General features: G+C 64.1%; 21 protein-coding genes and 2 tRNA genes. 9 read left to right on the top strand and 14 right to left on the bottom strand.

Annotated features, from left to right (window positions below; translation table 11 throughout):
• Positions 1 to 2: 2 nt before the first annotated feature.
• The 4 genes from ATE59_RS06135 to ATE59_RS06120 are packed head-to-tail and all read right to left on the bottom strand — an operon-like array spanning position 3 to position 5,111.
• On the bottom strand, positions 3 to 704 hold the full coding sequence (locus tag ATE59_RS06135) for an NnrU family protein (RefSeq protein WP_058811595.1): 702 nt from the start codon (positions 702 to 704) through the stop codon (positions 3 to 5).
• Positions 705 to 749: 45 nt separating this feature from the next.
• Positions 750 to 2,051 (bottom strand): amidohydrolase family protein, encoded by a 1,302-nt coding sequence (locus ATE59_RS06130; RefSeq protein ID WP_197409138.1) that lies wholly within the window; start codon positions 2,049 to 2,051, stop codon positions 750 to 752.
• Positions 2,048 to 3,460, bottom strand: a complete 1,413-nt coding sequence (locus ATE59_RS06125) for an amidohydrolase (RefSeq protein WP_003043523.1) — start codon at positions 3,458 to 3,460, stop codon at positions 2,048 to 2,050. The genes ATE59_RS06130 and ATE59_RS06125 overlap by 4 nt, the downstream gene beginning before the upstream one ends.
• A gap of 4 nt (positions 3,461 to 3,464) precedes the next feature.
• Complete coding sequence (locus ATE59_RS06120; protein ID WP_058811594.1) at positions 3,465 to 5,111, bottom strand: peptide MFS transporter; 1,647 nt, start codon at positions 5,109 to 5,111, stop codon at positions 3,465 to 3,467.
• Between the two features lie 166 nt (positions 5,112 to 5,277).
• Between ATE59_RS06120 and ATE59_RS06115 the strand changes: the two genes are divergently transcribed.
• From ATE59_RS06115 to ATE59_RS06105, 3 genes are all read left to right on the top strand, one after another.
• Positions 5,278 to 5,859: a nitroreductase family protein gene (locus ATE59_RS06115; protein ID WP_058811593.1), complete on the top strand. Its 582-nt coding sequence runs from the start codon at positions 5,278 to 5,280 to the stop codon at positions 5,857 to 5,859.
• Between the two features lie 71 nt (positions 5,860 to 5,930).
• On the top strand, positions 5,931 to 6,278 hold the full coding sequence (locus tag ATE59_RS06110; protein WP_003043532.1) for a GntR family transcriptional regulator: 348 nt from the start codon (positions 5,931 to 5,933) through the stop codon (positions 6,276 to 6,278).
• Positions 6,279 to 6,388: 110 nt separating this feature from the next.
• Positions 6,389 to 7,984 carry a peptide chain release factor 3 gene (locus ATE59_RS06105; RefSeq protein WP_058811592.1) on the top strand — a complete coding sequence of 532 codons (1,596 nt, stop codon included), beginning with the start codon at positions 6,389 to 6,391 and terminating at the stop codon, positions 7,982 to 7,984.
• 37 nt (positions 7,985 to 8,021) lie between these two features.
• Here the strand turns inward: ATE59_RS06105 and dinB are convergent, their stop codons facing one another.
• Positions 8,022 to 9,146 carry a DNA polymerase IV gene (gene dinB, locus ATE59_RS06100; protein WP_003043538.1) on the bottom strand — a complete coding sequence of 375 codons (1,125 nt, stop codon included), beginning with the start codon at positions 9,144 to 9,146 and terminating at the stop codon, positions 8,022 to 8,024.
• Between the two features lie 100 nt (positions 9,147 to 9,246).
• Here dinB and ATE59_RS06095 point away from each other — a divergent pair.
• From ATE59_RS06095 to ATE59_RS18370, 3 genes are all read left to right on the top strand, one after another.
• A tRNA-Gly gene (locus tag ATE59_RS06095) sits at positions 9,247 to 9,320 on the top strand.
• Between the two features lie 176 nt (positions 9,321 to 9,496).
• Positions 9,497 to 9,736 (top strand): Arm DNA-binding domain-containing protein, encoded by a 240-nt coding sequence (locus ATE59_RS18195; protein WP_231737196.1) that lies wholly within the window; start codon positions 9,497 to 9,499, stop codon positions 9,734 to 9,736.
• Positions 9,720 to 10,370, top strand: a complete 651-nt coding sequence (locus ATE59_RS18370; RefSeq protein WP_443029276.1) for a tyrosine-type recombinase/integrase — start codon at positions 9,720 to 9,722, stop codon at positions 10,368 to 10,370. The genes ATE59_RS18195 and ATE59_RS18370 overlap by 17 nt, the downstream gene beginning before the upstream one ends.
• On the opposite strand, the gene ATE59_RS06085 is transcribed toward ATE59_RS18370, so the two are convergent.
• From ATE59_RS06085 to ATE59_RS06070, 4 genes are all read right to left on the bottom strand, one after another.
• The gene (locus ATE59_RS06085; RefSeq protein WP_058811590.1) at positions 10,319 to 11,638 is read right to left on the bottom strand and encodes a sugar MFS transporter; all 1,320 of its coding nucleotides are present in this window, start codon (positions 11,636 to 11,638) and stop codon (positions 10,319 to 10,321) included. The genes ATE59_RS18370 and ATE59_RS06085 overlap by 52 nt on opposite strands.
• Positions 11,639 to 11,683: 45 nt before the next feature.
• The gene (locus ATE59_RS06080) at positions 11,684 to 12,880 is read right to left on the bottom strand and encodes an MFS transporter (RefSeq protein WP_231737195.1); all 1,197 of its coding nucleotides are present in this window, start codon (positions 12,878 to 12,880) and stop codon (positions 11,684 to 11,686) included.
• A 125-nt stretch (positions 12,881 to 13,005) separates the two neighbouring features.
• The gene (locus ATE59_RS06075; protein ID WP_058811588.1) at positions 13,006 to 15,633 is read right to left on the bottom strand and encodes a TonB-dependent receptor; all 2,628 of its coding nucleotides are present in this window, start codon (positions 15,631 to 15,633) and stop codon (positions 13,006 to 13,008) included.
• Between the two features lie 23 nt (positions 15,634 to 15,656).
• The gene (locus tag ATE59_RS06070; protein ID WP_058811587.1) at positions 15,657 to 18,173 is read right to left on the bottom strand and encodes a glycoside hydrolase family 3 protein; all 2,517 of its coding nucleotides are present in this window, start codon (positions 18,171 to 18,173) and stop codon (positions 15,657 to 15,659) included.
• Positions 18,174 to 18,268: 95 nt separating this feature from the next.
• Here ATE59_RS06070 and ATE59_RS06065 point away from each other — a divergent pair, with 95 nt between their 5' ends.
• Positions 18,269 to 19,348: a LacI family DNA-binding transcriptional regulator gene (locus tag ATE59_RS06065; protein ID WP_156416718.1), complete on the top strand. Its 1,080-nt coding sequence runs from the start codon at positions 18,269 to 18,271 to the stop codon at positions 19,346 to 19,348.
• 9 nt (positions 19,349 to 19,357) lie between these two features.
• Here the strand turns inward: ATE59_RS06065 and ATE59_RS06060 are convergent, their stop codons facing one another.
• Positions 19,358 to 20,476, bottom strand: coding sequence for a glycoside hydrolase family 6 protein (locus ATE59_RS06060; RefSeq protein ID WP_231737194.1), 1,119 nt, complete (start codon positions 20,474 to 20,476; stop codon positions 19,358 to 19,360).
• 609 nt (positions 20,477 to 21,085) lie between these two features.
• On the bottom strand, positions 21,086 to 21,895 hold the full coding sequence (locus tag ATE59_RS06055; RefSeq protein WP_003043560.1) for a LysR family transcriptional regulator: 810 nt from the start codon (positions 21,893 to 21,895) through the stop codon (positions 21,086 to 21,088).
• Positions 21,896 to 21,984: 89 nt separating this feature from the next.
• Between ATE59_RS06055 and ATE59_RS06050 the strand changes: the two genes are divergently transcribed.
• Positions 21,985 to 22,914, top strand: a complete 930-nt coding sequence (locus tag ATE59_RS06050; protein WP_058811585.1) for an MBL fold metallo-hydrolase — start codon at positions 21,985 to 21,987, stop codon at positions 22,912 to 22,914.
• 188 nt (positions 22,915 to 23,102) lie between these two features.
• Here the strand turns inward: ATE59_RS06050 and ATE59_RS06045 are convergent, their stop codons facing one another.
• Together ATE59_RS06045 and ATE59_RS06040 are read right to left on the bottom strand one after the other, a co-directional pair.
• A complete protein-coding gene (locus tag ATE59_RS06045; RefSeq protein ID WP_058811584.1) occupies positions 23,103 to 23,495 on the bottom strand; it encodes a zinc-binding dehydrogenase in 393 nt (130 codons plus the stop codon).
• A gap of 210 nt (positions 23,496 to 23,705) precedes the next feature.
• Positions 23,706 to 23,792, bottom strand: a tRNA-Tyr gene (locus ATE59_RS06040).
• 79 nt (positions 23,793 to 23,871) lie between these two features.
• On the opposite strand from ATE59_RS06040, the gene rlmB reads away from it, so the two are divergent.
• Positions 23,872 to 24,639, top strand: coding sequence for a 23S rRNA (guanosine(2251)-2'-O)-methyltransferase RlmB (rlmB, locus tag ATE59_RS06035; protein WP_058811583.1), 768 nt, complete (start codon positions 23,872 to 23,874; stop codon positions 24,637 to 24,639).
• A 96-nt stretch (positions 24,640 to 24,735) separates the two neighbouring features.
• Here the strand turns inward: rlmB and ATE59_RS06030 are convergent, their stop codons facing one another.
• The gene (locus ATE59_RS06030) at positions 24,736 to 25,053 is read right to left on the bottom strand and encodes a 2Fe-2S iron-sulfur cluster-binding protein (RefSeq protein WP_003043571.1); all 318 of its coding nucleotides are present in this window, start codon (positions 25,051 to 25,053) and stop codon (positions 24,736 to 24,738) included.
• Between the last annotated feature and the right edge of the window lie 62 nt (positions 25,054 to 25,115).

The following is a 25,115-nucleotide window of genomic DNA, read 5'->3' as shown; positions in this document are numbered from 1 at the left end:
GGTCAGCCGATCCAGCGCCAGATGCCCGCGGCCATATAGCCGAGCGCGCCATGCCCCCAGGTCGCCGCGAGCCACAGCAGGATGCCGCCGAACAGCGCATGGCCGCGCGGGATCGCATCGCCCCACGGCGCCGCCCCCGCAACCTGGCGCCCGAACGGCACGAAGCTCGTCCGCGCCGCCCAGTGGCGCCACGCATCGCCCATCAACCGCGCCTTCTTGGCGTCCTGCCCCGCCGATCCGACGAGCGCGAGGAAGGCGATCGTCGCCGACAGCAGCAACTGCGCACCCGTCGGCATGACGAGCGCGTGGGCGAACGCCCACAGCGCAAAGCCCCACATCATCGGATGACGGGTAATCGCGAAAACCCCGCGCGGCGCGCCCTGGGCGGCGAACGCCGCCTTGGGCGACGGCAACGCCGGATTGCCGATCAATGACCCCATGAAGAGGATGCTCGCAAAGAGGACGATCAAGGTCGCGAGCGCCCAGAGCGGATCGTCGACCGTCCACAGCGGCGGTTCGGGCGGCATCGCGCGCCACGCCTGGACGAGCGGAATGAACGTGGCAAAGGCCACGATCGAATAGACGATCTGGAACCCTCGCTCGCCGAGCCGGCTGGCCAGCCCGTCGCGCAGCGGGTGCGACAGGAGGAGGTGCGAGCCGACGAATAGCACCGCGGTTGCGATCAACAGCGACATGGGGTTCATCGGCTCGCCTCCTTCATCTCGCGGCGCGCTCAGTCTGTCTGGCGCTTACCGGTCATAGGCCTTGGGCAATGCGCCTTCTTGCGGCGTCGCATAGCGATCGCGCAAGCGGTCTTGTCGCGTCACGAGCGATTGGCGCTTGCCGTCGATCCACACCGCAGTCGGGCGGCTGCCGAGTTCGAGCGGGTCATTGTCCCAGATCACGACATCGCCGACGCGCCCGGCGCGCAGCGATCCGATCCTACCGTCCATGCCGACGGCGCGCGCGGGGGCGCTGGTGATCGCGGCGAACGCCTGATCCCAGCTCAGCCCGCTGGCGCCCGGCAGCTTGGTCAGCGCGACCAGATTGCCGGCATATTGCGTGGTATAACCCATCTTGTGCGCGTCATCGTCGTCGAACACGCCGACCGAAACATCGACGCCCGCGGCTTCGAGCCGCCCGGCGTTCGATTGCGTCGCGCCCAGCCGTTCGAAACTTGCGGGCAGATCACTCAACGGCGAGACCAGCACCGGCACCTTCGCCGCTGCGATGTCCCGGGCGACGAGCCAGCCCTCGGTCGCGCCGACGAGCACCAGCTTCAGCGCCGGAAATTCGCCCTTGAGCTTCAGCACGTTCAATATGTCGGCGGCGCGATCGACGCGCACGAACAGCGGGGTCGTGCCGTTGATCACGCGGACCAGTGCGTCGGCGTCGGCGCGCTGGATCAGCGCGTCGCTGCCCCATTCGGCAAGCGTCGCGGGATTGCGGGCATAGCTGCGCGCCGCGAGCAACTGTTCGCGGAACATCAGGAAGGTCGCCGCGCGGCTTCCCCCCGCGTTCGACGATCCGCCCTCGCCGAATTCGATGAATTGCAGCGCGCGCGGGCGCGTCACCATGTCATTGTCGTCGCCCAGATCGACGACCGCACCCTGGCCCGCAAACAGCCCGCTGCTGTCGCCCGGCGCGACGATCGCGCGGGTGACGCCGGCGGCGCGGTTGACCGCAACGGGCGAGCCCATCGGGTTGAGCGCGGGCGCGATGTCGATACCCGCCGAAAAGCGCGAACGACGCGCCGAACGGTCGTTGCTGCCCTGCACGGCATCGACCTCGACCAGACCGACGCGGCTGAACGCCGCGACGATGCCGGGCGTTACCCAATGACCGCCAGCATCGACGCGCTCGATCCCCGCAGGGACCGCGACGCCCGCGCCCGCGGCGACGATCTTGCCGCCGCGCACGACGACGGTGCCGCCCTCGATCGGGGCGCTGCCGTCACCGACGACGAGCCGCGCGTTGGTGATCGCAACATCCTGTGCCGCGACCGGGGCCGCGATCAGCGCGGCGGCGGAAAGCAGAAGCGCGCGCATCATTTCACATCTCCCTCGCCGGGCTGACCCAGCTCGAAATCGCTCACCGGTCGACGTTTGGGGTCAGTCGCGTCAAACATTAACGCGCCGTCGATCCAGACCTTTTCGGGCCGCGTATAGACGCTGAACGGGTTGCCGTTCCACAGCACGACGTCGGCCATCTTGCCCGGCTTCAGACTGCCGGTCTTGTCGGCGATCCCCAGAGCCTTGGCGGGATTGTACGACAGCCAGGTCCACGCCTGCTCGTCGCTGATCTGCATCCCCATGCGCCGCCCGGCGGCAAGCCCCTTCGCCGCTTCCTGATTCAGGCGCTGGATCTGGTTTTCGTCGTCCGAATGAACGATCGTGCAGGCGCCAGCCTTGTAAACAAGCGCGATATTTTCAGGCACCGAGTCATAGGCTTCCATCTTGAAGCCCCACCAGTCGGCCCAGATGGCGGCACAAATGCCTTCCTTCGCGAGCACGTCGGCGATCTTGTAGGCTTCGACCGCATGGTGGAACGCCGACACCTTATATCCGAACTCGTGGCTCATATCGATGACCTGCGCCATTTCGTCGGCGCGGTAGCAATGGTTCTGCACCAGAATCTCGCCCGACAGCACGCCGGCGAGCGTTTCCATCGCCAGATCGCGATCGACCGGCTTTCCTTCGTCGAGCTTTTTCTTATAGGCTGCGGCCTTGGCCCAAGTCGCGCGATCGACCGCGAAATTGCCCATGCGGGTCGAGGGCATGCGCCCCTTGCTGCCATAGACGCGCTTCGGATTCTCGCCGCACGCCATCTTCATGCCATAGGGGGCACCGGGAAATTTCATCCCCTGCACCGTGCGCGCCGGAACATTTTTGAGCACGACCGAGCGGCCGCCGATCAGATTGGCGCTGCCCGGAAGAATCTGGAGGCTTGTCACCCCGCCATTGGCAAGCGCGCGGCTGAAGCCCGGATCCTGCGGCCAGACGCTATGTTCGGCCCAGACTTCGGGCGTCGTCGGACTCGTCGCCTCATTCCCGTCCGAATGCGCATCGACCGACGGGCTCGGATAGACGCCGAGGTGGCTGTGGATGTCGATCACGCCGGGGGTGAGATATTTGCCGGTGCCGTCGACGACGTCATAGCCCGCGGGGATCGCCGTATCGGGGCCGCCGATGCTCACCACCTTGCCGTCGGCAAACAGCGCGACGCCATTGTCGATGCGTCCGCCTTCGCCGTCGAAGATCGTCACGCCGCGCACCGCCGTCGGGCGGCCTGCATAGGCGTGATAGGTCGACGGATAAGGATCCTTGTTGAACTTCACAGGCTTTTCGGCGCTCGCGGCCGGCTTGTCGCCCGCCGACTGCGCCGAGGTGCCCGACGCCGCGCAACCCGCGAACGCCAGCGAAACGGCAGCCAGCAGACTGCCCTTCACGCCCCTGATCATATGCTTATGCCCCCTTCGGTTCGGGATGCGTCCCCGCCGCTTGCGGTTCGGCAAGTTCGCCAGCTCCGGCAACGCTGTCGTCGCGGTCGCGCAGCGTGTCGAGGTGCATCCACTTCTTCACGATGGGCGACAGCGCCAGCACGACGACGCTGACGCCGATCGTGATGAGGCCGATTTCCTGATAGATGGCGAGCGTCGCCTCCTTGGTCATGTCGCCGCTTTCGCCGCCGGTCGCTTCCCCGATCTTGCCGGCGACGAAATTGCCGACCGCGGTCATGTAGAACCAGGCGCCCATGATGAGCGACGCCATGAACGACGGCGCGAGGCGATTCATCGCGCTCAGCCCCACAGGCGACAGGCACAGCTCGCCGGTCGTGTGGAGAAGATAGAGCAGGAAGACGAAGAGGACGGGCGTCGCGACCTCGGGTCCGACGCTGCTCGCGCCCCACACGAAGACGAGGAAGCCCGCCCCGACCTGCGCGAGCGCCAGCGCGAATTTCGCCGGCGCCGAGGGTTCGAGCCCGCGCTTGCCCAGCCACTGCCACAGCGCCGCAAAGACCGGTGCAAAGAGGATGATGTAGATGGGGTTGATCGACTGGAACACCGACGCGGGCACGCCGCCCTTGTCGACATAGCGGTCGGTGTAGAGGTTGAAGCTGCCGCCGGCCTGTTCGAACAGACCCCAGAACAGCGGGTTGAGCGCGATCAGGAACAGAATGGCGAAAATGCGTTCGCGCGGTTCCTTCTCGAGCTTGAAGGCCTGGAACAGCACCCAGCCGAGCAGTCCGAGGCCCGAAATGACGAGCAACGTCTGGATCACATCCTGATACTGGACGAGCGCCCACATCACGCCGACGGCGACAAGGCCGACGCCATAGATGCTCCACTCCTTGGATTTCGCGAGCGGTGCGGGCGCCTCGCCGGCGCCGAGCAGGACATTCTTGCCAAGCACGAAGACGATCAGGCCGGCGACCATGCCGATGCCGGCAAGGCCGAAGCCATAGGCCCAGCCGATCTTCTGGCCGAGATAGCCGACGAGGATCGTGCCGAGCGCCGCGCCGACGTTAATGCCCATGTAGAAGATGGTGTAGGCCGCATCGCGGCGCATGTCGGTCAGGCGATAGAGCTGGCCGACCATCACCGAGATATTCGCCTTGAGGAAACCCGAGCCGACGATGATGAGCGCGAGCGCGAGCCAGAAGATGTTGATCGCGGGATCGGCCTGCTTCGTCGCGGCATCGGTGATGCCGTGATCGCCCTCGAAGGCCATGAACAAATGGCCGAAGGCGAGGAGCACACCGCCGAACAGCACCGCCTTGCGCTGCCCCAGATAGCGGTCCGCAAGATATCCGCCGAGCACGGGGGTGATATAGACGAGCGCGGTATAGGCGCCGTAGATCAGGTTCGATTTACCGTCGGAGAACAGCCAGTGCTGCGTCAGGTAGAAGATCAGCAGCGCGCGCATGCCGTAGTAGGAGAAGCGTTCCCACATCTCGGCAAAGAACAGCATGTAGAGGCCCTTGGGATGGCCGGCGAATTCAGGTTTCTTGCTGGCGGCGACCAAAGCGCCGATGCTCAAAAAGACCCCCAGGATGACCAGCGCGATAACCGCGATCCAGTCCCCCTCGTCCCATAAGGCCATATTTTTCATCTATATGCGTCCCTTTTCCCGGATGGTTTTGCCGCGGACTTCTGCCGCGCGAATGGGGCAACCTAGCGCGAAAATTGCGTATGGGAAGAATCTAATTGCGCATGAAACCAAAGCGCCCGACGCGGCGGGGTTGCGCGGATGCGGGCGAGACGCCACATGGCGCGCGATGTTCAACGACACCTCTTCGCTGAAAAGCCACCTCGCCACGCGCCGCTCGGGCAAGGCGCGCGACATGGTCGCCCCCGGGCCCGACACGGACGAATTGCGCGCGATCATCGAACTCGCGCTGCGCACGCCCGATCATGGCAAGCTCGCCCCCTGGCGCATCATCACGATCGCGCCTGAACAGCGCGATGCCTTTGCCGCGCTGCTCAAGCAGGCATGGGTGGCCGAAAATCCCGGCGCGGCCGGCATGGACCTTTCCGCACTCGACCAGTTCGCGCATCAGGCGCCGACGCTACTCCTCCTCGTCTCGGCGCCCGTCGCGGGCAGCAAGATCCCGCTGTGGGAACAGCAGATGTCGGCAGGAGCAGTCGGCATGAACCTGCTCCACGCCGCGCACGCCCACGGCTATGTCGGCAGCTGGCTCACCGGCTGGGCGGCGTTCAGCCCGAACGTCGGCGCCGCATTCGGGCTGCGCGAAGGCGACGCGATCGTCGGCTATTTCTTTATCGGCACCCCCGGCGCCGACCTGTCGGAACGCCCGCGTCCAGATTATGACGAAATCGTCAGCGCTTGGGACATTTAGTGTCGCCTAATATCAGCAGAAACTAATTTTCTTCAATTGACTGTGCTGCTGTCTTATGGCATTAAGGCGGCATGCTCGATCAGACCAAACCCGTTTATCAACGGCTTCGTGACGTGATCGCCAATGCGATTCTCGACGGCACCTTTCGCGACGGCGACATGCTCCCGTCGGTCCGGTCGCTCGCTGCCGAGGAAGGCGCCAACCCGCTGACCGTCGCCAAAGCCTATCAGACCTTTCAGGACGAAGGTCTGGTCACGGTGAAGCGCGGGGTCGGCATGTTCGTCGCCGAGGGTGCGACCGATCGCCTGCGCACGCTGATGCGCGAAGATTTCCTGACCAACGTCTGGCCGCCGGTCGCCGAGCAGATGCGCCGCATCGGCCTCGACGCGCGGACGCTGCTCGACCTCACCGACGCCTGATCGCCTTTCCCGAACGCGACGAGCGGGGCCGCTGCGCCGCCGCTGCGCGAAGACACGATGCTGCGTCAGCCCTTTCCACTGACGCCGCCACCTGCTAGGCGCCCGGCGCCATGTCCCAGAACCACCCAGACCGCCGCACCTTCGCCATCATCTCGCACCCCGACGCGGGCAAGACGACGCTGACCGAAAAGCTGCTCGTTGCGGGCGGCGCCATCCATATGGCGGGCGAGGTCAAGGCACGCGGACAGGCGCGGCGCGCCCGCTCCGACTGGATGAAGATCGAACAACAGCGCGGCATTTCGGTGACCTCGTCGGTGATGACCTTCGAACATCAGGGCCTTGTCTTCAACCTGCTCGACACGCCGGGGCACGAGGATTTCAGCGAGGACACCTATCGCACGCTCACCGCGGTCGACAGCGCGGTGATGGTGATCGACGCCGCCAAGGGGATCGAACCGCAGACGCTCAAGCTGTTCGAGGTGTGCCGCCTGCGCTCGGTGCCGATCATCACCTTCATCAACAAGGTCGACCGCGAAGGCCAGTCGCCCTTCGAACTGCTCGACGAGGTCGCCGACCGGCTGGCGCTTGACGTCTGTCCGATGAACTGGCCGGTCGGGATGGGCGGCACCTTCTCGGGCCTCTATGATCTGGTCGAACCGTCGCTCGCGGTCCCCGGCAAGGAAGCCTCGCGCGCGTTCGAGGGCGAACGGATTGCGCTCTCCGGCCATGACGATCCGAAGCTCGCGGCGGCGGTCGATTCGCGTGCGCTCGATCAGTTCAACGAAGAAATCGAGCTCGCCTCCGCGGGCTATGCGTCCTTCGACGTCGACGCCTATCGGAACGGCGACCTCACCCCCGTCTATTTCGGCTCCGCACTCAAGGAATTCGGCGTCGTCGATCTGCTCGCCGGGCTCGCGGCGCATGCGCCGGGGCCGCAGCCGCAGCCTGCCGAACCCGCGCCGGTACGCCCCGACGACGATGCCGTCACCGGCTTCGTCTTCAAGGTACAGGCGAATATGAACCCCGCGCACCGCGACCGCATTGCCTTCATGCGCCTGTGTTCGGGCAAGTTCGAGCGCGGGATGCGACTGACACAAGGCGGCACGGGCAAGGCGATCGCGATCAGCCGCCCGATGCTCTTCCTCGCGCAGGACCGCGAAATGGCCGAAGAAGCCTGGCCCGGCGACATCATCGGCATCCCCAACCACGGGACGCTGCGCGTCGGCGACACCCTCTCCGAACGCAGCGACGTGATGATCACCGGCCTGCCGAACTTCGCCCCCGAAATCCTGCGCCGCGTGGCGCTCGTCGATCCGACCAAGACCAAACAGCTCCGCAAGGCGCTCGACGACATGGCCGAAGAAGGGATCATCCAGGTCTTCTATCCGGAGATTGGCGCCAACATGATCGTGGGCGTCGTCGGTCAGCTCCAGCTCGACGTGCTGATCAGCCGGCTCGAGGCCGAATATAAGGTCGAGGCGAAGCTCGAGGCCAGCCCGTGGGATACCGCGCGCTGGATCGCCAGCGATGACGCCGCCGCGCTCAAGCAGTTCCAGGCCGACAATCGCGGCGCCGCCGCCACCGACCGTGACGGCGCGCCGGTCTTCATGGCCAAGGATGCGTGGGAAGTCGGCTATGTGACGCAGCGCAACCCGTCAATCCGCTTCACCGCGACCAAGGAACGAGTGTTCGCACCGGCCCAATAATCTCGCCGCCCCCGCGAAGGTTGGGGCGACCTATATATCAGAGCAGGCTCAGCAAATCTGCGGGCGCAGCGGCCGTGTCGCTCTCCTCTTCTTCGCCCTCGAACTTGCTCAGCGTCACGCCGAGCAGCCGGATCCCCTGCTCGACCGGCAGCAAGGGGGCGAGGATCGCCTCCCCCGCCGCGAGCAGCGCCGCCCCGTCGGCGATCGGCGCCGCCACCGACTTCGCGCGCGTGATCGTGCGGAAGTCGGCATAGCGCAGCTTCAGCGTCACCGTCCGCCCGCGCGCGCCCTTCTTCGCCGCCCGGTCCCATACCACGGTGCAGACATGGGCGAGCGCCTCGCGAATTTCGGTGTCGCTGACCAGGTCGTTGAAAAAGGTCCGTTCGCCGCCGAGCGACTTGAGCGGACGGTTCGACCGGACGCGGCGATGGTCCACCCCGCGCGCCAGATTATAGAGCCATTCGGCGCTGTTGCCGAAATGCCCCGCCAGCCACGCGCGGTCCTGCGCCGCCAGATCGGCGCCCGAAAAGATGCCGAGCCCTTCCATCTTCGCGGCGGTCACGGGGCCGATGCCATGGAACCGCCGGATCGACAGCGTCTGGACGAACGCCGCGCCTTTCCCCGGCGGAATCACCGTCATCCCGTCGGGCTTGTTCTGATCAGACGCCAGCTTGGCGATGAACTTGTTGTACGACACGCCCGCGGAAGCGGTCAGGTCGGTTTCGGCGCGGATGCGTTGCCGGATCAGCCGCGCGGTTGCCGTCGCACTGCCCAGCCCCGCCTTGTCGCGCGTCACGTCGAGATAGGCTTCGTCGAGCGACAGCGGCTCGACCTCGTCGGCGTAGTCGTGAAAGATTGCGCGGATCTGATGCGATATCGCGCGATAGGCGTCGAACCGCGGCGGCACGAAAATCAGCTCGGGACACTGGCGCTTCGCGGTGATGCTCGGCATCGCCGACCGGACGCCGAATTTGCGCGCTTCATAGGATGCGGCGGCGACCACCCCGCGCCGTGAAGACCCGCCAACCGCGACGGGTTTGCCGCGCAACGCCGGGTCGTCGCGCTGCTCGACCGAGGCGTAAAAGGCGTCCATGTCGACATGGATGATTTTGCGAACCGGCGCCTCGCCGCCGTCCGCTTCGCTGTCGCCGGTCTCGCTCACACGCCGATTCCTAGCATGTTGCCACGATGTTCTCAATCGCCGCTGCGTGTTCCGCTTGACGACCCCGCCCCAAACTGGCAATCGCGCGCACCTTGGCGAAGCGGGTATAGCATAGTGGTAATGCTCTAGCCTTCCAAGCTAGCTAGGCGGGTTCGATTCCCGCTACCCGCTCCAATTTCCCATACATCGCTGACCGCCAATTTCTGGACTTTCCCCGGAAATCTGCCGTATTTGACGTCTGAATTGGTCGCGGACGTTCGCGATTAAACGCTGGCAGCCGGAAAATCTGGGGGCCTCTTTTGGGGGCCTTTTGGGTTTCGGGCCCGCCATCGAATAAAATGGCCCCCAATATGACCCTCACTGATACGGCGATCCGCAACGCGAAGCCTGCTGAGCGCGACTACAAGCCGGCGGATTCTGGGGGGCTTTTTGTGCTCGTGACGCCAGCGGGCGGGAAGCTCTGGCGGCTCAAATTCCGAATCGATGGCAAGGAGCGCGAGCTGTCGCTGGGGCGGTATCCCGACGTCAGTCTGAGCGAGGCCCGCAAGCGGACGCGATGCGTCCCGTGCGCAAATTGCGCTGGGCGCTGATCCGGCGCGCGAAAAGCAGCGAAAGAAGATCAGGGCGAAGCTGTCGGTCGACAACACCTTCGCAGCCATCGCTGCGGAATATTGTGCCAAGCGGCAGCGCGATGGCGAGAAGGGTTGGGCACAGTCGACCGTTGTTCGCACCGAATCCCCGCTGACTCGGCTCAACGCTTCGATCGGGCGATTGCCGATCGGCGAGATCGAACCCGCCGACGTGCTGGCGGCGGTCCGCAAGATCGAAGCGCGGGGCAAGTTGGAAAGCGACCGCCGCACCCTGCAATTGGTGAGTCTCGTCTTTCGCTATGCCATCGCAACGGCGTGGCTGACTTCCGACCCGACGCGTGACCTACGCGGCGCGCTGACTTCGCCGACCGTTACGCATTACGGCGCGGGCCCAGCTCGCGCGCATTTACGCGAAAGCGGGCGTGCATTCGCAAGTCGCCCTCATTGCGACATTATTCGAAGACCTCCTCAGCAGCGACGCGATCCCGCCGTCCTCATCCAACCTCGCCGAGAGAGATTTACAGCGGTAATCCGGCAGCCGAGCTCAGCCAAAAAGATCGCTACTCACGTCCTCGATCGAGATTATTCGCTGGCCGCCAGTTGCGGCGGATTATCGGCGGGTTGCCGCGCATAATATCCGAAGCATGCGATGACGGCGTAGCAGAGCGCGGGCAGAAGCAACGCGAGGCCGAGGCTGCCGGTCAGATCGGCGAGCGCACCGGTGGCGAGCGGAACGACGGCGCCGCCGAAGATTGCCACGTTGATGATTCCTGACCCGTCGGCGGCGCGGGAGCCGAGTTTTTCGGATGCCAGGCTGAAGATGGTCGGGAACATGATGGCGTTCATCAGTCCGATCGCAAGCAGGCTGTAGCCCGAGACGACACCGGTCGTATTTGTCGAAACGAGGATCAGTGCGATGGCGCCGACCGCGACGCAGGCGAGCAGCTTGCCGGGGCTGATCAAGCGCATCACCGCCGAACCGACGAAACGGCCGACCATTGCGCCGCCCCAATAGAAGCCGATCAGCTTGCCCGCGGTCTGTTCGGGCAGCGCCATGACATGCCCCTGCATGAGATAGCTGACGATCAGCGACCCGATCGATACCTCGGCCCCGACATAAAGAAAGATGCACAAGGCGCCGAAACCGAAGCGCGGACGCTTGAGCAGATCGATCCCCGCCAGTCCGGCGCTGGCCTCGTGGCGCTCACCCTTGAGGCGGTTGCGGAACATCCATACGGCGGCCGCGACAATTGCGAGGGCCGCCGCTATGCCAAGATAGCCGTGGACGATCGCCTGGCTTTCGGCGGTTCGATAAGCATCGAGTTCGGCACCCGTCAGCTGATCGGCGGTCACCGAAGCGAGACTGCCGAGGATCAGTGCCGATCCCGCGATGGGGAACAGCGTCGTGCCCAGCGAATTGAACGCCTGCGCAAAGGTCAGGCGGCTGTGCGCGGTATCGGGCTTGCCGAGCAGCGAGATCAGCGGGTTGGCGACGACCTGCACGATCACGACGCCGCTCGCGAGGATGAACAGCGCGAAGAGAAAGAGCCCATAGACCGCATTCTGCGACGCCGGGATGAACAGCAGACAGCCCACCATCATCGTCAGCAGCCCCGCGACCGCGCCGCGCATATAGCCGATCTTCTTGACGAGCTTGGCACCGGGAATGCCGATCAGCAGATAAGCGGTGAAGAAGCAGAACTGGACCAGCATAGCCTGTGTGTAGTTGAGCGTGAACAGCTCCTTCAGCTTCGGGATGATCACATCGTTCAGAGAGGTAATGCCGCCGAAAATGAAGAAGAGCCCCATGACGAACAGGCGCAGCTCAGGCGCGTCGACATGGTGAGCGCCGCCGACAGGATCGTCGGCAATTGTCGATGCATCTTGGGGCACGAGCGCCATATCACTCTCCTCGGGATAATCGGAAAATCAGCACGGCACCGCCCATCAATGGGCGCCCCGCGGCATCGCCGCAAGCAATGCCGCGGCGATGAAAGCCAGCATCGCCAGCAGCAAAAAAAGACCCGCGAATCCGAAATCGGGAACGATTGCGATCGCGATCCAGGGCATGATCAGGGACGGTGCGGTGTTTGTCAGGTTGAACAAACCGATCCCGGTCGCGCGCCGCGCGGGGTCGGGAAGCACGCGCAGCGTCTGACTGGCGTGGAGCGCAAGAAAGGCAGCGCTGGCGCCGCTGAAGAGCAGGTAGGCGAGCTTGGCCAACCCCGGTGATGGCGCCGCCGCCATCGCGCCGAGCAGCAGGCCGGTGCATGCCGCAAGCAACGCCAGAACGGCAAAGGGGCGATCGCGCCGGTCCGACCAGCGGCCGAGCGCCATCGCGGCGCCAATCGACAGCGACAGACCGATGGCAAAGAGCAGCATCTTCTCGCGATTGGTCATCGCCGGATCGAGCGCGCGGAGCCAGAAATAGAGATAAGAGGCGAGCGCCGCACCAGGCACCTGCATCGCGAGGCGCGCAAGCCACATTCGTATCGCTGCGGCCGATTTGCGCCGCGGCGCTTGAACGATGTCCACCGATCCCGGATCGGTCGGCAGCGGTCGTGGCCGGCCAGCGACCAGGAGCGGCAGCATGGCGGCAACGGCGACCATGGAGACAAGCCACAAATTGTCCGCGAAACTCGCCGGGGTCTCGCGGGCCACGAGCAGCGACGACCAAGCACCTAGCGCGGGAGCGAACGCGAGCAGACCGCCAAGAAGGCCCTTCTGCCGATCGGGGACAAAGTCGCCCGCCCATGCGATCAGCGGCGTCAACATGAGGTTTAGCGCGAACTGCCAGGCAACAACGAGCCAAAGCAGCGCTGCCACGCTGGTAAAATGCGCCATCGAAAGCTGGAGCGCGACCGACAGGGCGAGTCCGGCTCCGATCCAGCCGCGCCGGTTCCGCGTCCGGTCGCTGAGCCAGCCCGACGCGATCGCCGACACGCTTGCCGCGAGGGCACCGGCGAACAAAATATAGCCCAGCCAGCGAATATCCGCCGCACCCGCCAGTTCGGCCACCCGCATCGGGAGCAGCAGCATCAAAAAGGGAGTATAGGCGATTACGGCCCCGGCATAGGCAAGCGCGTAGAGAAACAGCAATGCGAGCGGCTGCCGCTCGTCCGCCGTTCGGGTTTCGCTCGCCACCCCTGCCCCCATGCCCAAGCGCCGGCTTGCGCGATGCAACCGGTCGCCTCATCCATCTAGCCATGCTTCGCACCATAATATAGTCGCCCCGCGCCGACGACGCGCGGGGCGGCCCTTGCCAGCGATCAGAAGTTCACGCGAACGCGAAGACCGTAGGTGCGCGCGTCGTTCAGGAAACGGATGTTGAGCGACGAGCCCACGAGCGCCTTTTGCGACACCTCCTCGTTGAGGAAATTGCTCGCCCAGGCCTCGATGCGGAAATTGTCGATCGTATAACCGATTCCGAGGTTGAGCGTGACATAACCCTGCTGGCGGTCGGGAAAGCCCGCTGCGAACGCCGTCTGGCGCGTTCCGTCGAGGAAGACGATGTCGGCTTCGTTGAACTGGCTGAGATAATAGGATGAACGATAGTTGAGCAGTGCCTGCCAATCGAGGCGGCCGGGCCCCGCGTCGAACCATTGCGACAGCCGCGCGCTAACATTCATCTTCGAGGCCAGCGGCAGCCGGTTGCCGACGAGGCTGATCAGCGGCGAGTTGCCGCCGGCGCCGAAATCCTGCGCGCGGGCATCGGCGACGATGCCGCGGGTGATCTTTGTGTCGAGATAGGCCGCGTTGATGTCGAGACCGAAATTACCCGGGAAGCGCAGACGCATCTCGGCCTCCGCCCCGTAGATGCGCGATGCGCCGATGTTGCGGTTGACCAGCGAATAGCCATTGCAGACCGGTGGCTGCTGGGTCGTATCGAGGTTGATGCAGGTCAGGTCCTGAAACACCTGGTTGGTATAGTCATAATAGAAGCCGGTCAGATTGAAGACGCCGCGCCGACCGAACATGTCGAAGCTGTTGCGGCTACCGATCTCGTAAACGAGAAGCTTTTCGGGGCTGAAGGTCTCGGGGATCGGCGATCCGTCGAAGCTGTCGTTGAAACCGCCCGATTTGTGACCGGTCGAAACCTTGGCATAGAGCATGTTATCGTCGCTCAGATCATATTCGATGCCGGCGCGCCAATCGACATAATTGAATTTCGAGCTTCCGATCTGCTGCCCCGGAATGGTGAAATTGGCGTAGCTGAAGCCGCCGTTGCGATCCGACGGGTTGAGCGTCGGGCAATTGACGAAGCCATTGTCGATGTCGGGGCGATCGATGCAGGTCCCGTTGGGATTGGTGCCATCCGCGATCGCACCGATCTGCGCGATCAGCGTGTCGCGCAAACCCGGCGTCTTGACGCCTTCGATGAGAAATTGTGCCATGCCTTGGGGCGTCGTGATATTCGAGACGTCGAAATTGGGGCGGTCCAGCAGCGCCGGCCGGAAACCTTCGGTGCCGATGCGCGTGGCAAAGCAGCAGTCGAAATTTTCACCGCCGAGCGTCAGGGCCCAGTTGCCCCCGATGCCGTAGCGCGATTTGCGCTCGTCGGTATAGCGAATGCCGGCGAGGAAGCGGAGCCGGTCCGCGACGTCATAGGTTCCGTCAACGTAGAAAGCATAGCTCTCGCCCTTGACGTCGGGCATTACGAACTCGGTCGCCGAATAGCAGCAAAAGCCGCGGTCGGCGAGCGCGAGATAGCCCACCGCCTGATCTTCCTTGAAATAGAAGGCCCCAAGGTTCCAGCGGAAGCGTTGATCGTCGTTCGCGAACAGACGCGCTTCATAGACCTGGCTTTTCGAACGGGTCTGCCAGAAATTGCCCGAATAATTGTCATATTGGACTGCCGACAGATCGCGGCCCGGATAATCGATACCGTCGCTTGAGGCATTGACCTGATAAAAGTCGACCGAACGATAGCTGCCGGTGAGCTCTGCGCCGAAGGTCCCGAAATCGTAGTTGATCTTGCCCTGAATGCCCCAGAGCTCATTCTCCATATCGCCCTGAAGGCCGCGATAGACGACATGCTTGAGGTTCAGCTTGTCGGGGCGCAGGCCGCTGCCGACGACGGCGCTGAAGATATTGGCACCCGGATAGCCGGTTCCCGTTTCCTTGCCATAGTCGCCGACGATCGAGACGCTCAAGCGATCGCTGGGCTCCCAGAGAAGCGAAAGGCGCCCGGCATAATTTTCCTCAAGACCAGCGGGCTTCAGATCGCGCGCCTCGGCGCCGGTCGAGACATTTTTGAAGCCATAATCACGGTTGATATAATAGCCCGCGGCACGCAGCGCCAAAGTCTCGCCAAGCGGAATGTTGATCGCACCCTCGGCGCCATAGGACGAGCGATTGGCGATCTCGGCCTGCGCATAGCCGCTGAACTCGCCAAGCCGCGGCTTTGCGGTGATGATGTTGAGCGTGCCGGCGAGTGCGTTCCGGCCGTAGAGCGTGCCTTGCGGCCCCTTGTTCACCTCGACCCGGTCGAGATCGTAAAACATGAGCCCGAGCCCGCGCGGACGCGGAATATAGGTTCCGTTGAGATGCGGCGCAGCGCCCGGGTCACCCAATTCGGTGTTGTTCGCCGACCCCACACCGCGGATGAAGATTTCGACATTGCCTTCCTGGTTGGCGATGCTCAATCCGGGGATGGCAACCTGAAGCTGACGCAGTTCGGAAATGCCGTCCTGCCGCAGCTGTTCGGCGCCAAGCGCCTGGACGACGCCCGAGACATCCTGCGAATCTTCGGCACGCCGATTGGTGGTGACGATGATTTCGTCGTTGTCGCCGCTCGCCCGATCTTCTGCTCCCGCGGTCTGGGCGTAGGCGGGAATCGCTGCCGTCGTCGACATCAGCGCCAGCAACATTGCTCCTGAAATTTTACCCCTGTTCATGACATCCTCCCTTTTATCACTCTTTATTTGCACTGCAGCACCGGCCCTGACGGCGAGACGATCCGCGCCGACGACAGAATGAGATCAAGCTTTCCCGAGGTTGTGATGCTGAGCGGCGTCTCGACGCGCGCCATGTCGACGCCGGCCTTCTCGAAACAGCGAAGCGGGATCGCAATCCGCGTCCATTTCCGGGTCTTCGCGGCCTCGTTGAGCATTGCACGAAGCGGAAAACCGCCAGCACATTGCGCTCCGCAGCCCATCACGAGGCTCACCTCGGCCGACGGCGGCGTATCGACCCTGACGTCCAGCTCGAGCGCGAGATCGCCGTTCGACTGGCGCGAAAGATCCGTCGGCGAATCCTGAACGATCGCCGCGACGGCTGTCCCCGCGCCGGTCCAGCGAAGGCGCACCGAATCCTCCTGCGCGGCGCGGTCGGCGCCGCGCGCTTCGATGAGCTGTGGACCGGGAGTGGTGGAAAGCGCCCCGGGTGCTCCGAGCAACAGGCGCCGCCCGCTACCAGGCTTTCCGGCGGCGAAAAGAACGCCGGGGTCCACGGCGGCGTCGCTGGCGCGGGCTTCCGACAGCGGTGCAAGGTCGCCGTTGTCGGTTGAGGTCAAACCGAAGCCATAGGCAAACAGCGGATCATAATCCGCATCGCCAACATTGACCGCGGTCTGGTCGCTCGTCTTCGGCCAGCTGTAGGGGAGCTTGCCGCGAAATTCGGCCTTGCCGAACAGCATGTCGGCCACGCCGCCGCCCTCCGAACCCGGCAGCCAAGCTGCAACAAAGGCGTCCGAGGCATTGAGGAACGGGTTGACCCACATCGCACGCCCCGAGAGGAACACCGCCACGGTGGACACACCATCGGCTTTCAGCGAACGCAGCAGCGCGAGGCTCTTGGGGTCGTCATAGCCGACGTCGGGCCGGTCGCCCTGGAACTCCGCATAAGGATCTTCGCCGAAAACCACGATCGCGACATCCGGCTTTTTCGTATAGCGTCCGTCGGGCGAAAGCATTGCCGACCCGCCGGCAGCCTTGACCTCGGCCGCGATGCCTTCCCAGATCGACTCGGCGTTGGGAAAATCGCTGCGCTTCGTTCCGGTGCCTTGCCAGCTCAGTGTCCAGCCGCCGGTCTGCTTGGTAAGATTGTCGGCGCCGTCGCCCGCGACAAGGATCGTCGCCTCCGGCTTCAGCGGCAACAGACCGCTGGCGTTCTTGAGAAGGACGAGCGATTCGCGCACCGCCTCGCGCGCCAAGGCCCGATGCTCCTTGCTCCCGAGCAGCTCGAACCGTCCGCCATAGGGTCTGTCCGAGGGCTTGCCCGCTTCGAACAAGCCGGCGCGTAACTTGACCCGAAGAATGCGTCGAACCGCGTCGTCGAGCCGGGCCATCGGGAGCGTCCCGTCGCGCGCGTGCGCGAGCGTAGTGCGATACAGATCCTTCCAGCTGTCGGGCGCCATATACATGTCGAGCCCGGCAACGGCCGCCGCCGCGCAATCGGTCGCCGTACATCCCGCGACCTGACCATGTCCGTTCCAGTCGCCGACGAGGAAGCCGTCGAAGTTCCAGCGTTCTTTCATCACCCCGGTGAGCAACGACCGGTTGCCGTGCATCTTGACGCCGTTCCAGCTCGAAAAGCTGACCATCACCGACTGGACGCCCGCATCGAGAGCGGGGAGGTAGGGCGGACTGAAGAGGTCGCGCAGCTGCGCCTCGGGCATCTCGGCATCGCCCTGATCCTTGCCGCCGTGCGTTCCCCCGTCGCCGAGGAAATGTTTGGCGGTCGCGATGATATGCGGGCCGCGGAGCCAGTCCTTGTCACCGATCCTTCCCTGTAGTCCTTCGATCAGCGGCGCGGCGTAGCTCGTCGCGATCTCGGGAGCTTCCCCAAAGCCTTCATAGGTACGTCCCCAACGATCGTCGCGGACAACCGCGAGCGTCGGCGCAAAGGTCCAGTCAAGACCGGTGACCCGCATCTCGATTGCGGTTGCCGCGCCAATGCGGCGGATGAGGTCGGGATTGCGGGCGGCGCCGAGGCCAATATTGTGCGGGAAAAGCGTCGCGCCCACGACATTATTGTGCCCATGAACGGCATCGCTGCCCCAGATCACCGGAATGCGAGGCAACTTGCCATTCGGTCTCATCGAAGCGGCGTAAAAGGCGTCGGCGGCTGCAAGCCAATCCTTCGCTGGCGCATTATAGCGGCCGCCGGGATCGGAATTGCCGCCGTTCAGCACCGAACCCAGATGATAGCGGTAGACGTCATCGGGCGTGACACTTCCGATATCCGCCTGAATGATCTGGCCCACTTTTTGCTCAAGCGACATCGCCTCGAGCAGTTCATCGATGCGTCGCTCGACCGCGGGGTTGAGAGCGAGCGTCGCAGGCCGCGCAGGCCAGTTGGCGGGATTGGCCCGAGCGGCGGAGACGGAATCCGCAACCGGCGCCTGGGCGGCCGCGACCGTAACCGAATGGGGAATGGTCAGCGCTGCAAGCGACGTGAACCCAAGCGCCATGACAGCGCCGCGCGGCAAGTTCATTTCCTCTCCCCGTTTATGTCAACGTTTACCGATTCTCAGTCAACGTTTACCGTTAGACATCGACAGATGTCAAGCCAGCCGCTAAGACCAGTGAGATTGCATGGCATCGGACCGTAATCGGTGCTCTGGCGCAGCGGGGAGAGGGGCCGATTTCCAAGCGAACTACCATCGTCGATATCGCGCGCGTCGCCGGCGTCACGCCCAAGACTGTTTCGCGCGCGCTCAACGACGCTCCCCATGTGAGCGAGGCCGTTCGCCAAAAGGTGAAGGCGGCGGCGGCCGAACTCGACTATCATCCCAATCTCGCCGCGCAGAGCCTGATTGCACGCCGCTCCTTTCTCATCGGCCTCACTTACGAACGTCCGAGCCCAAGCTATGTCGTCGACCTGCAGAACGGCGCGCTCGGGCGTCTTGAGGACGGGCGCTACCGGCTGGTTGTCCTTCCCTTCAACCATGTCGCGAGCCGTCCGGAAGAACTGGGGAAGCTTTTGCTCCGCGCGGGGCTCGATGGCGTCCTCCTTGCGCCCCCCGCCTGCGACCAGCCCCTGTTACTCGCCATGCTCGACCGGCAGAAGCTGCCCTATGCGCGGATCACGCCCCACCGCGAACTCGATCGCGGCATCGTGGTGACGATGGACGAAGTCGCTGCGGGCCAAGACGTAGCGGCCCATCTCCTGTCGCTTGGACATCGGCGCATCGGCATCATCCTTGGCGATCCTTCGCACGCGGCCAGCATGGGCCGGATGGAAGGCTATCGACGCGCGTTCGACGAAGCGGGCGCGGCTATCGACGACAGGCTGATCGTCACCGGCGATTTCACCTATGACGTCGGCTACCGCGTCGCGCGGACTCTGCTCTCGCTGTCGCCGCGTCCCACCGCAATCCTGGCGCAGAATGACGATATGGCCGCGGCGGCCGTCGCCGCCGCGCGCGATCTTGGCCTTTCGGTCCCCGCCGACCTCTCGGTGGCGGGGTTCGATAATTCGGAAGTCTCGCGTACCGCCTGGCCGCAACTTACAACCGTCAACCAGCCGGTGCGCCAAATGGCCTGGGACGCCGCGGATCGGCTGATTGCCTCTATCGACCAAAAAGGCGATTTTGCGGGGCCGGAGCGGCGCGACCACGCGCATGAGTTGCTGGTACGCGCGTCGACCGCGGCACCCGCCGCCGCCTGAACAAGCGACTCATTCGGAGGCAAGCGGCGGATTGGCCAGTCCGATCAGTTCACGCGCCTGCGCTGCAAACCACTGCCCGGCGGGCGGCGCCTCCACCGAACGTTCGGGATCGACGGGTCCCGCCGTTCCGCGCAGGCACGCGCCGTCCGATTCACCGGGCACCTTGATCCACAGGAAGGCATCGACATAGCGGTTCCCGCTTTCCAGCGAGGGCAGTCGTCCCAGTCCGCGACCGGGAGGGTTGCACCAGACCTCCGCATCGCGATATTTGCCGGCGGGTGGATACCACGACCCTTGGCCGTTGCGGCTCGTATCAATCACCGCATGCTTTTGCCGATCGGGCGCGCGCGTCAGTCGCAGCCTGGCAAAGAGCCGATCATAGGCAGCATCGGTCATCTTCCAGCTTGCGGTATTTTCGAAGCTTGCCGGGCTGAACTGGCTTGGACATTCGCGCGGATCGAGTCCGCCTCTGGTAACTAGCGCAATGCAGTCACTCACCCACCGCGCATAGGGGATAATGCGGTCATCGCTCTCGAAATTCGAGACGTTGAGAAAGAAGCCCGAGGCTTTGGCGACATCTGCCCTGATCAGCCGAACGGCGATCTCTCCGGGCGCCAGCCACCCGCTGCCGGTGCCGTCCAGATAGATATGAACGTTCGGCAGCGCAGACAGGATCGCGACAGCGCCGCGCAGTTCCTCATAGCGCCGCGCCGCCGCGGCTTCGCCCTGCCCTTCAGGCCGGCAACCCTCGAATTCGCCGGTAAGCGTCCGATGCCATGGAATGACGCCAAGCCCGTCCGGTTCCAAAATCACGATCGCCGGACGGTCTCCGATCCCGCGCGCCAGCCCGCCGATCCAGTCGTGATAGGCTCCGCTGTCGGCCGCCCCACCCGCCGAATAGAGCGCACAATCGCGATAGGGGATATTATAGGCCACCAGAACCGGCACCTGCCTTGCTGCCAAGGCGCGGCTGACGATATCGCGCGCCTTTGCCTCGACGATATCCGGTGAACCATAAGCGAGCCACGACGCGGAGGGAAACCTGGCAAGGAAAAGCGCATCGTCTTTGGCAGGTCCATTCAGCCTGCCGGCAGCCTCTACCGTCGTACTTCTGGTATCAACGAACAATGATGGCGTCTGCGCCGCGGCCGCAGGCGCGAAAATCGCGAACGACGCCAGCAAAGCCGCGATAAAAAACCGTGTTATAGTGCCTTCCCCACCAGGCTGCCGCATGTATCATTCCCACCTTTGTTAGCCGATGCGTGAAGACTGATAGGGGTCGGCGGTCCGCGCGCGCAAGATGCATCGCGATCAGGGACTGTTAAACAATTACGTTCGCATCGGACCGGTCGCCGAGAAAGAGTTCGACGAGAAGCAACGCAGGTGCGGCATCGCGGAATGCGACCCCTTGCCACCTGACGATTGGCAATGCCCTTTGCGCCGGCGCGCGCGTTGAGGCGATCTATAACGCCCATGGCGCAGAACTTACCCGCTATTTGCGCCGTCGCGCCCGGGCGCAGGATGTTGGCGATCTCGTCCATTAGTGTTGTCGGCGGTTCGCCGGCTAAGGAGGATATCCACAGCGTTCGGCTTCCCGGCGAGCGAGGACCCCCGCCTGCGTGCGTCAGGTGAGGATATCGGACCTGCGGATGAAGGCCGACCGTCTCGCAACGCGGCGCCAATTCGTCAGCGAAATGGGGACATCGTGGCGTCACGCCTGCCCGGTCGACAATCCGGTTAGAGCGACAAGGGCAGTTGAGCGTCCCGTACGGCCTTCCGCGCACGTTCCACCAACGCGGGATTGCCGACTGCAACGACCCATCGTTCGACGGCGAACCCTTCCACTTGCCGGGCCACGATCTCTGGAGTGTCTGAATCATATCCAGGAACGACGGCCAAACCGATGCCGGCCGACACGAGCGCCAGAACGCTCTCTTCGTCATGTGCCTGCGCGACGATGATCGGTTTGATCACGTCTCTGGGGAGGATGTGCGGTCGCTCGCACGCGCACCGCGCGATCATCCGCATGCCGACGAGATCGGCAATCCGGAGCCGTTCGCGCCGCGCAAGCGGATCCTTCGCCGCCATCAGCAATTCATAACGTTCCGCCCAGAGGGGTTGTTCGCGGCGATCGCCCTCGCCGGGAACGATCGCGAGATCGGCCTCGCCCCGATCCGCGACCAATCGCAGATCGACTTCAGGGCCGGTGCCGATTGCTTCGAAAATGCAAGCGAGCTTTCGCAGCGCGACGGTCGGGTGGACGAAAAGCCGCACGATTGCCGCAGGCGCCTCTTTCCGGCTGATACTCGCCTTGAGTCCGGCCACATCGGCGAGGATGGCGCGGGCGCGGTTCGCGAACGCGATCCCCGCGGGTGTCGGTGTCAGCCCAGTCACGGATCTTTGAAAAAGCTGGGCCCCGAGCACGGCTTCGAGCTTCTGCACGGCGTGCGACACCGACGGTTGCGCCACATTGCAGCGGCGTGCGGCACCGCTGATCGAACCCTCTTCGAAGGAGGCGACGAAATAGCGCAGCGAACGGAGATCCATAGGCCTGTCCTATACCATGCGTCTATATAATATATTTTTCGACGATATCGCAATCGGTCATGCGGGGTTCGTCAATCAGAGGAGCCGTCATGGTCAAGACTGCAATCACGCTTTTGGGCATCGCCCTCGTCGCTGCAATCTGGTGGTACGTCTTCGACAGCCGCGCGCCGCGAGAGGCGGACGATGCGATACCGCTCGAGGCGCTCCGCACGGCGATCGCCGCAGATGATGCGAGGCATCTGCCCCGTGAAGTCGAACTTTATCGTACCGGGCAGGGCATAGCGCCGATGTTCGCGGTGGAAGCCGGAGGCGGCCTGGGCAAATTCGAGATGGCCTACACCGCGTTCGGCATCCGCTATCGGGACAGCCGCGTAATGATCGATGCGGCCGCGGATCGCCAGACTGCGATGGCAATTGGTGACAAGGCTGCGGCGCGATTTGACGACGCGGCTTACGCCCTGCTGCTCGACCGGATCGCTCAGGCGGATCAAGTGATCCTGACCCATGAACATAAGGACCATGTCATGGCGGTCGTGCGTCATCCTGCGTTCGGCGCATTCGCCGATCGATTTCGCTTTCCCGAAGCGCAGCGCTACGGCCTCCTTCGTCATAGCGGGTCCCAAGCGATCGCAGAGGCGATCGGCTCCCTCGCGGCCACGCCAATCGACGGGGCCACGCATATTGCGCCCGGGATCGCGGCCGTTCCTGCGCCAGGTCACTCGCCGGGCAGCATCATCATTCTCGTTCGCCTCGCCAACGGCAGGGAATATCTTTTCATCGGAGACATTGCGTGGAGTTTTGACGACATCACGAAACTGCGCACCCGCCCGCGATTCCTGCAGTGGCTCATGTTCGATCCCAAGGAAAAGCGCGGCCAAGTCTTGCGGCAGCTGCGCGGGCTCCATGACCTGCATCTTCGCGAACCGGCGCTGGTGATCGTCCCCAGTCATGATAATCGCTGGTTCGACCGCCTGATCGCAGAGCGCCTGATGAAATCCGCAAAGGCTGAAACGCGATGACCGGCAGCCGCCGCCAGCCTCATCCAGCAATTGCCGGACCGTCTCGACAGGGGATCAATGCACCGCCACCTAAATCGGGTTAGAGTAAATCCCCGATTGCGGCGGGATTGCCTAGCCTGGGGTCAGGACCAACTTGATAGCACCGCCATCTCGCGTATCGAACAACTGATGCGCCTTGGCCCCTTCGCTCAATGGCAAAACGGTGGCTGATATATTTCTCGGGCCGCAGGCGTCCCGCCTGCACCAGCGGGAACAGGGTGGGAAGCTCCTCTGGGACCGAGCACGTCCCAGCCCTGAACGTCAGGCCCGCTGCAAAAAAGTTCAAGCGGAAAGGCGTAGCGTCGCGATTGCTGCACACCGATGACCGAAACGGTATCCCGCGCGCGGACGAGGCGCAGCGCGAGATCAACCGTCTCATCGCGTTCAAAGACCGCAATCGCGCAGTCGGGTTTGCGCCCCTTAGTCGCCTCGCGGATCATCTCGACCGCCTCGCCCGGATGGAGCGCAATAGCGCCGGCCTCCTCCGCCAGCACACGCCGCTCGGCGACCGGGTCGATCGCATAGGCGATATGCGCGCCCATGATGGAGGCGCTCGATCACCATCAGCCCGATCGGCCCTAGCCTGATTACCGCGACGCTGCTGCCCGGCAAGATATCGGGGCTGCGCGCGCCGAACCATGCGGTCGCAAGCGCGTCGGTCATCAGGAGCGCCTGCTCCTCCGATACGCCGTCGGGGATGAGCACGGCGTTGACGTCTGCGGGGTTTCTGTGGACGCCCTCGGACCTGAGGGTGGTGGACAGGGCTGGATTCGAACCAGCGTACGGGAAACCCGGGCAGATTTACAGTCTGCTGCCTTTAACCACTCGGCCACCTGTCCATGGGGTCCGCGTTGGGAAGCGGTCCAATGGCGAAAGGAGTCTTGCCTGTCAATGGCAGTCATGGGAAAGGCCGCCGCTATGAGACAATTTTCCCGTCATCGCCGCCCGCAGGGGCAGACTCCGCGCGGTCAGGGCGTCCGTTTCTGGGGACGCCACGCCGTTCTGGCCGCGCTCGCCAACCCCGAACGTCGCGTCAAGCGAATCTGGGGGACGCGCGAAGCACTCGGCCAGCTCGATTTGCCGCCGGTTGTTCCCATCAGTTTTGCCGACGTTGCAGACTTGGCGCGGCTCGTTGCGCGCGATGCTCCGCATCAGGGCTTGGTGATCGAGGTCGATCCGCTCGACGAAATCTATCTCGGCGATCTTTTGCAGGACGAAGTCGATGCGGAGAGCAAGCGGCCGATCGTCGTCCTCGACCAGGTCACCGATCCGCACAATATCGGCGCCGTGCTGCGCTCCGCCGCGGCCTTCGACGCCGCGGCGATCGTTACGCAGGACCGTCACAGCCCGCCCGAAAGCGGCGTGATCGCCCGCTCGGCATCGGGCGCGCTCGAAACTGTGCCGTGGGTGCGCGTCGTCAATCTGTCGCGGGCGCTCGAGGAAATCGCCGAAGCGCAATATTGGCGAATCGGACTGACCGGCGACACCGAAACGACGCTGGGCGCAACGCTGGACGGCAGCAAGGTCGCGCTGGTGCTCGGGTCCGAAGGCGACGGTATGCGCCACAATGTCATGGAACATTGCGACGTGCTGGCAAAGCTCCCCATCTCGCCACGGATGGAGAGCCTCAACATCTCGAACGCTGCGGCGATCGCACTCTACGCGGTCGCGACGGCTGGAGCCTGAGCCCATGAGCAGTCACCCCGGCGAAGGCCGGGGTCTCAACTTCGCGTTATAGCTGAACCGTCGAGATCCCGGCCTTCGCCGGGATGACGAATGGGATCAATCCTCGGCGGCGATCCGCACCTTCAGCCCGTCGAGCGCGTCGCTGAACGGAATCTGGCACGACAGGCGCGAGGTGTCGTCGCGGTCGCTGGTCGAATCGAGCAGATCATTCTCGTCCTCGCTCATCGCCGGAAGCGCCGCGGCGTCGCCCGCCTCGACATGGACGTGGCAGGTCGCGCACGAGCAGCAGCCGCCGCACAGCGCGAGCAGTTCGTCGAAACCGGCGTCGCGGATATTTTCCATCACGGTCAGGCTGGTATCGCCCTCGATTTCATGTTCGGTTCCGTCGCGCGTCACGACAATCAGCTTGGCCATGCTCGTCCCCATAGTTTCGATTCGGCTGGGCTATGTCGTGCGTTGCGCGGCAAATCAAGCGT

Source organism: Sphingopyxis sp. A083, from assembly GCF_001468495.1.
GTDB lineage: Bacteria > Pseudomonadota > Alphaproteobacteria > Sphingomonadales > Sphingomonadaceae > Sphingopyxis > Sphingopyxis terrae.
Note: the sequence above shows the minus strand (reverse complement) of the source record. Positions and strands in the feature narration are given on the sequence as shown.

What these genes read in the sequence shown, in the direction of transcription:
- ATE59_RS06030 (WP_003043571.1), bottom strand. Translation starts at nt 25,053, where the DNA reads ATGGCCAAGCTGATTGTCGTGACGCGCGACGGAACCGAACATGAAATC.
- ATE59_RS06045 (WP_058811584.1), bottom strand. Translation starts at nt 23,495, where the DNA reads ATGGGCGCGCATATCGCCTATGCGATCGACCCGGTCGCCGAGCGGCGT.
- ATE59_RS06130 (WP_197409138.1), bottom strand. Translation starts at nt 2,051, where the DNA reads ATGATGCGCGCGCTTCTGCTTTCCGCCGCCGCGCTGATCGCGGCCCCG.
- ATE59_RS06050 (WP_058811585.1), top strand. Translation starts at nt 21,985, where the DNA reads ATGGTCAAGACTGCAATCACGCTTTTGGGCATCGCCCTCGTCGCTGCA.
- ATE59_RS06105 (WP_058811592.1), top strand. Translation starts at nt 6,389, where the DNA reads ATGTCCCAGAACCACCCAGACCGCCGCACCTTCGCCATCATCTCGCAC.
- ATE59_RS06085 (WP_058811590.1), bottom strand. Translation starts at nt 11,638, where the DNA reads ATGGCGCTCGTGCCCCAAGATGCATCGACAATTGCCGACGATCCTGTC.
- ATE59_RS18195 (WP_231737196.1), top strand. Translation starts at nt 9,497, where the DNA reads ATGACCCTCACTGATACGGCGATCCGCAACGCGAAGCCTGCTGAGCGC.
- ATE59_RS06120 (WP_058811594.1), bottom strand. Translation starts at nt 5,111, where the DNA reads ATGAAAAATATGGCCTTATGGGACGAGGGGGACTGGATCGCGGTTATC.
- ATE59_RS06110 (WP_003043532.1), top strand. Translation starts at nt 5,931, where the DNA reads ATGCTCGATCAGACCAAACCCGTTTATCAACGGCTTCGTGACGTGATC.
- ATE59_RS06075 (WP_058811588.1), bottom strand. Translation starts at nt 15,633, where the DNA reads ATGAACAGGGGTAAAATTTCAGGAGCAATGTTGCTGGCGCTGATGTCG.
- ATE59_RS06125 (WP_003043523.1), bottom strand. Translation starts at nt 3,460, where the DNA reads ATGATCAGGGGCGTGAAGGGCAGTCTGCTGGCTGCCGTTTCGCTGGCG.
- ATE59_RS06070 (WP_058811587.1), bottom strand. Translation starts at nt 18,173, where the DNA reads ATGAACTTGCCGCGCGGCGCTGTCATGGCGCTTGGGTTCACGTCGCTT.
- ATE59_RS06055 (WP_003043560.1), bottom strand. Translation starts at nt 21,895, where the DNA reads ATGGATCTCCGTTCGCTGCGCTATTTCGTCGCCTCCTTCGAAGAGGGT.
- rlmB (WP_058811583.1), top strand. Translation starts at nt 23,872, where the DNA reads ATGAGACAATTTTCCCGTCATCGCCGCCCGCAGGGGCAGACTCCGCGC.
- ATE59_RS06115 (WP_058811593.1), top strand. Translation starts at nt 5,278, where the DNA reads ATGTTCAACGACACCTCTTCGCTGAAAAGCCACCTCGCCACGCGCCGC.
- ATE59_RS06135 (WP_058811595.1), bottom strand. Translation starts at nt 704, where the DNA reads ATGAACCCCATGTCGCTGTTGATCGCAACCGCGGTGCTATTCGTCGGC.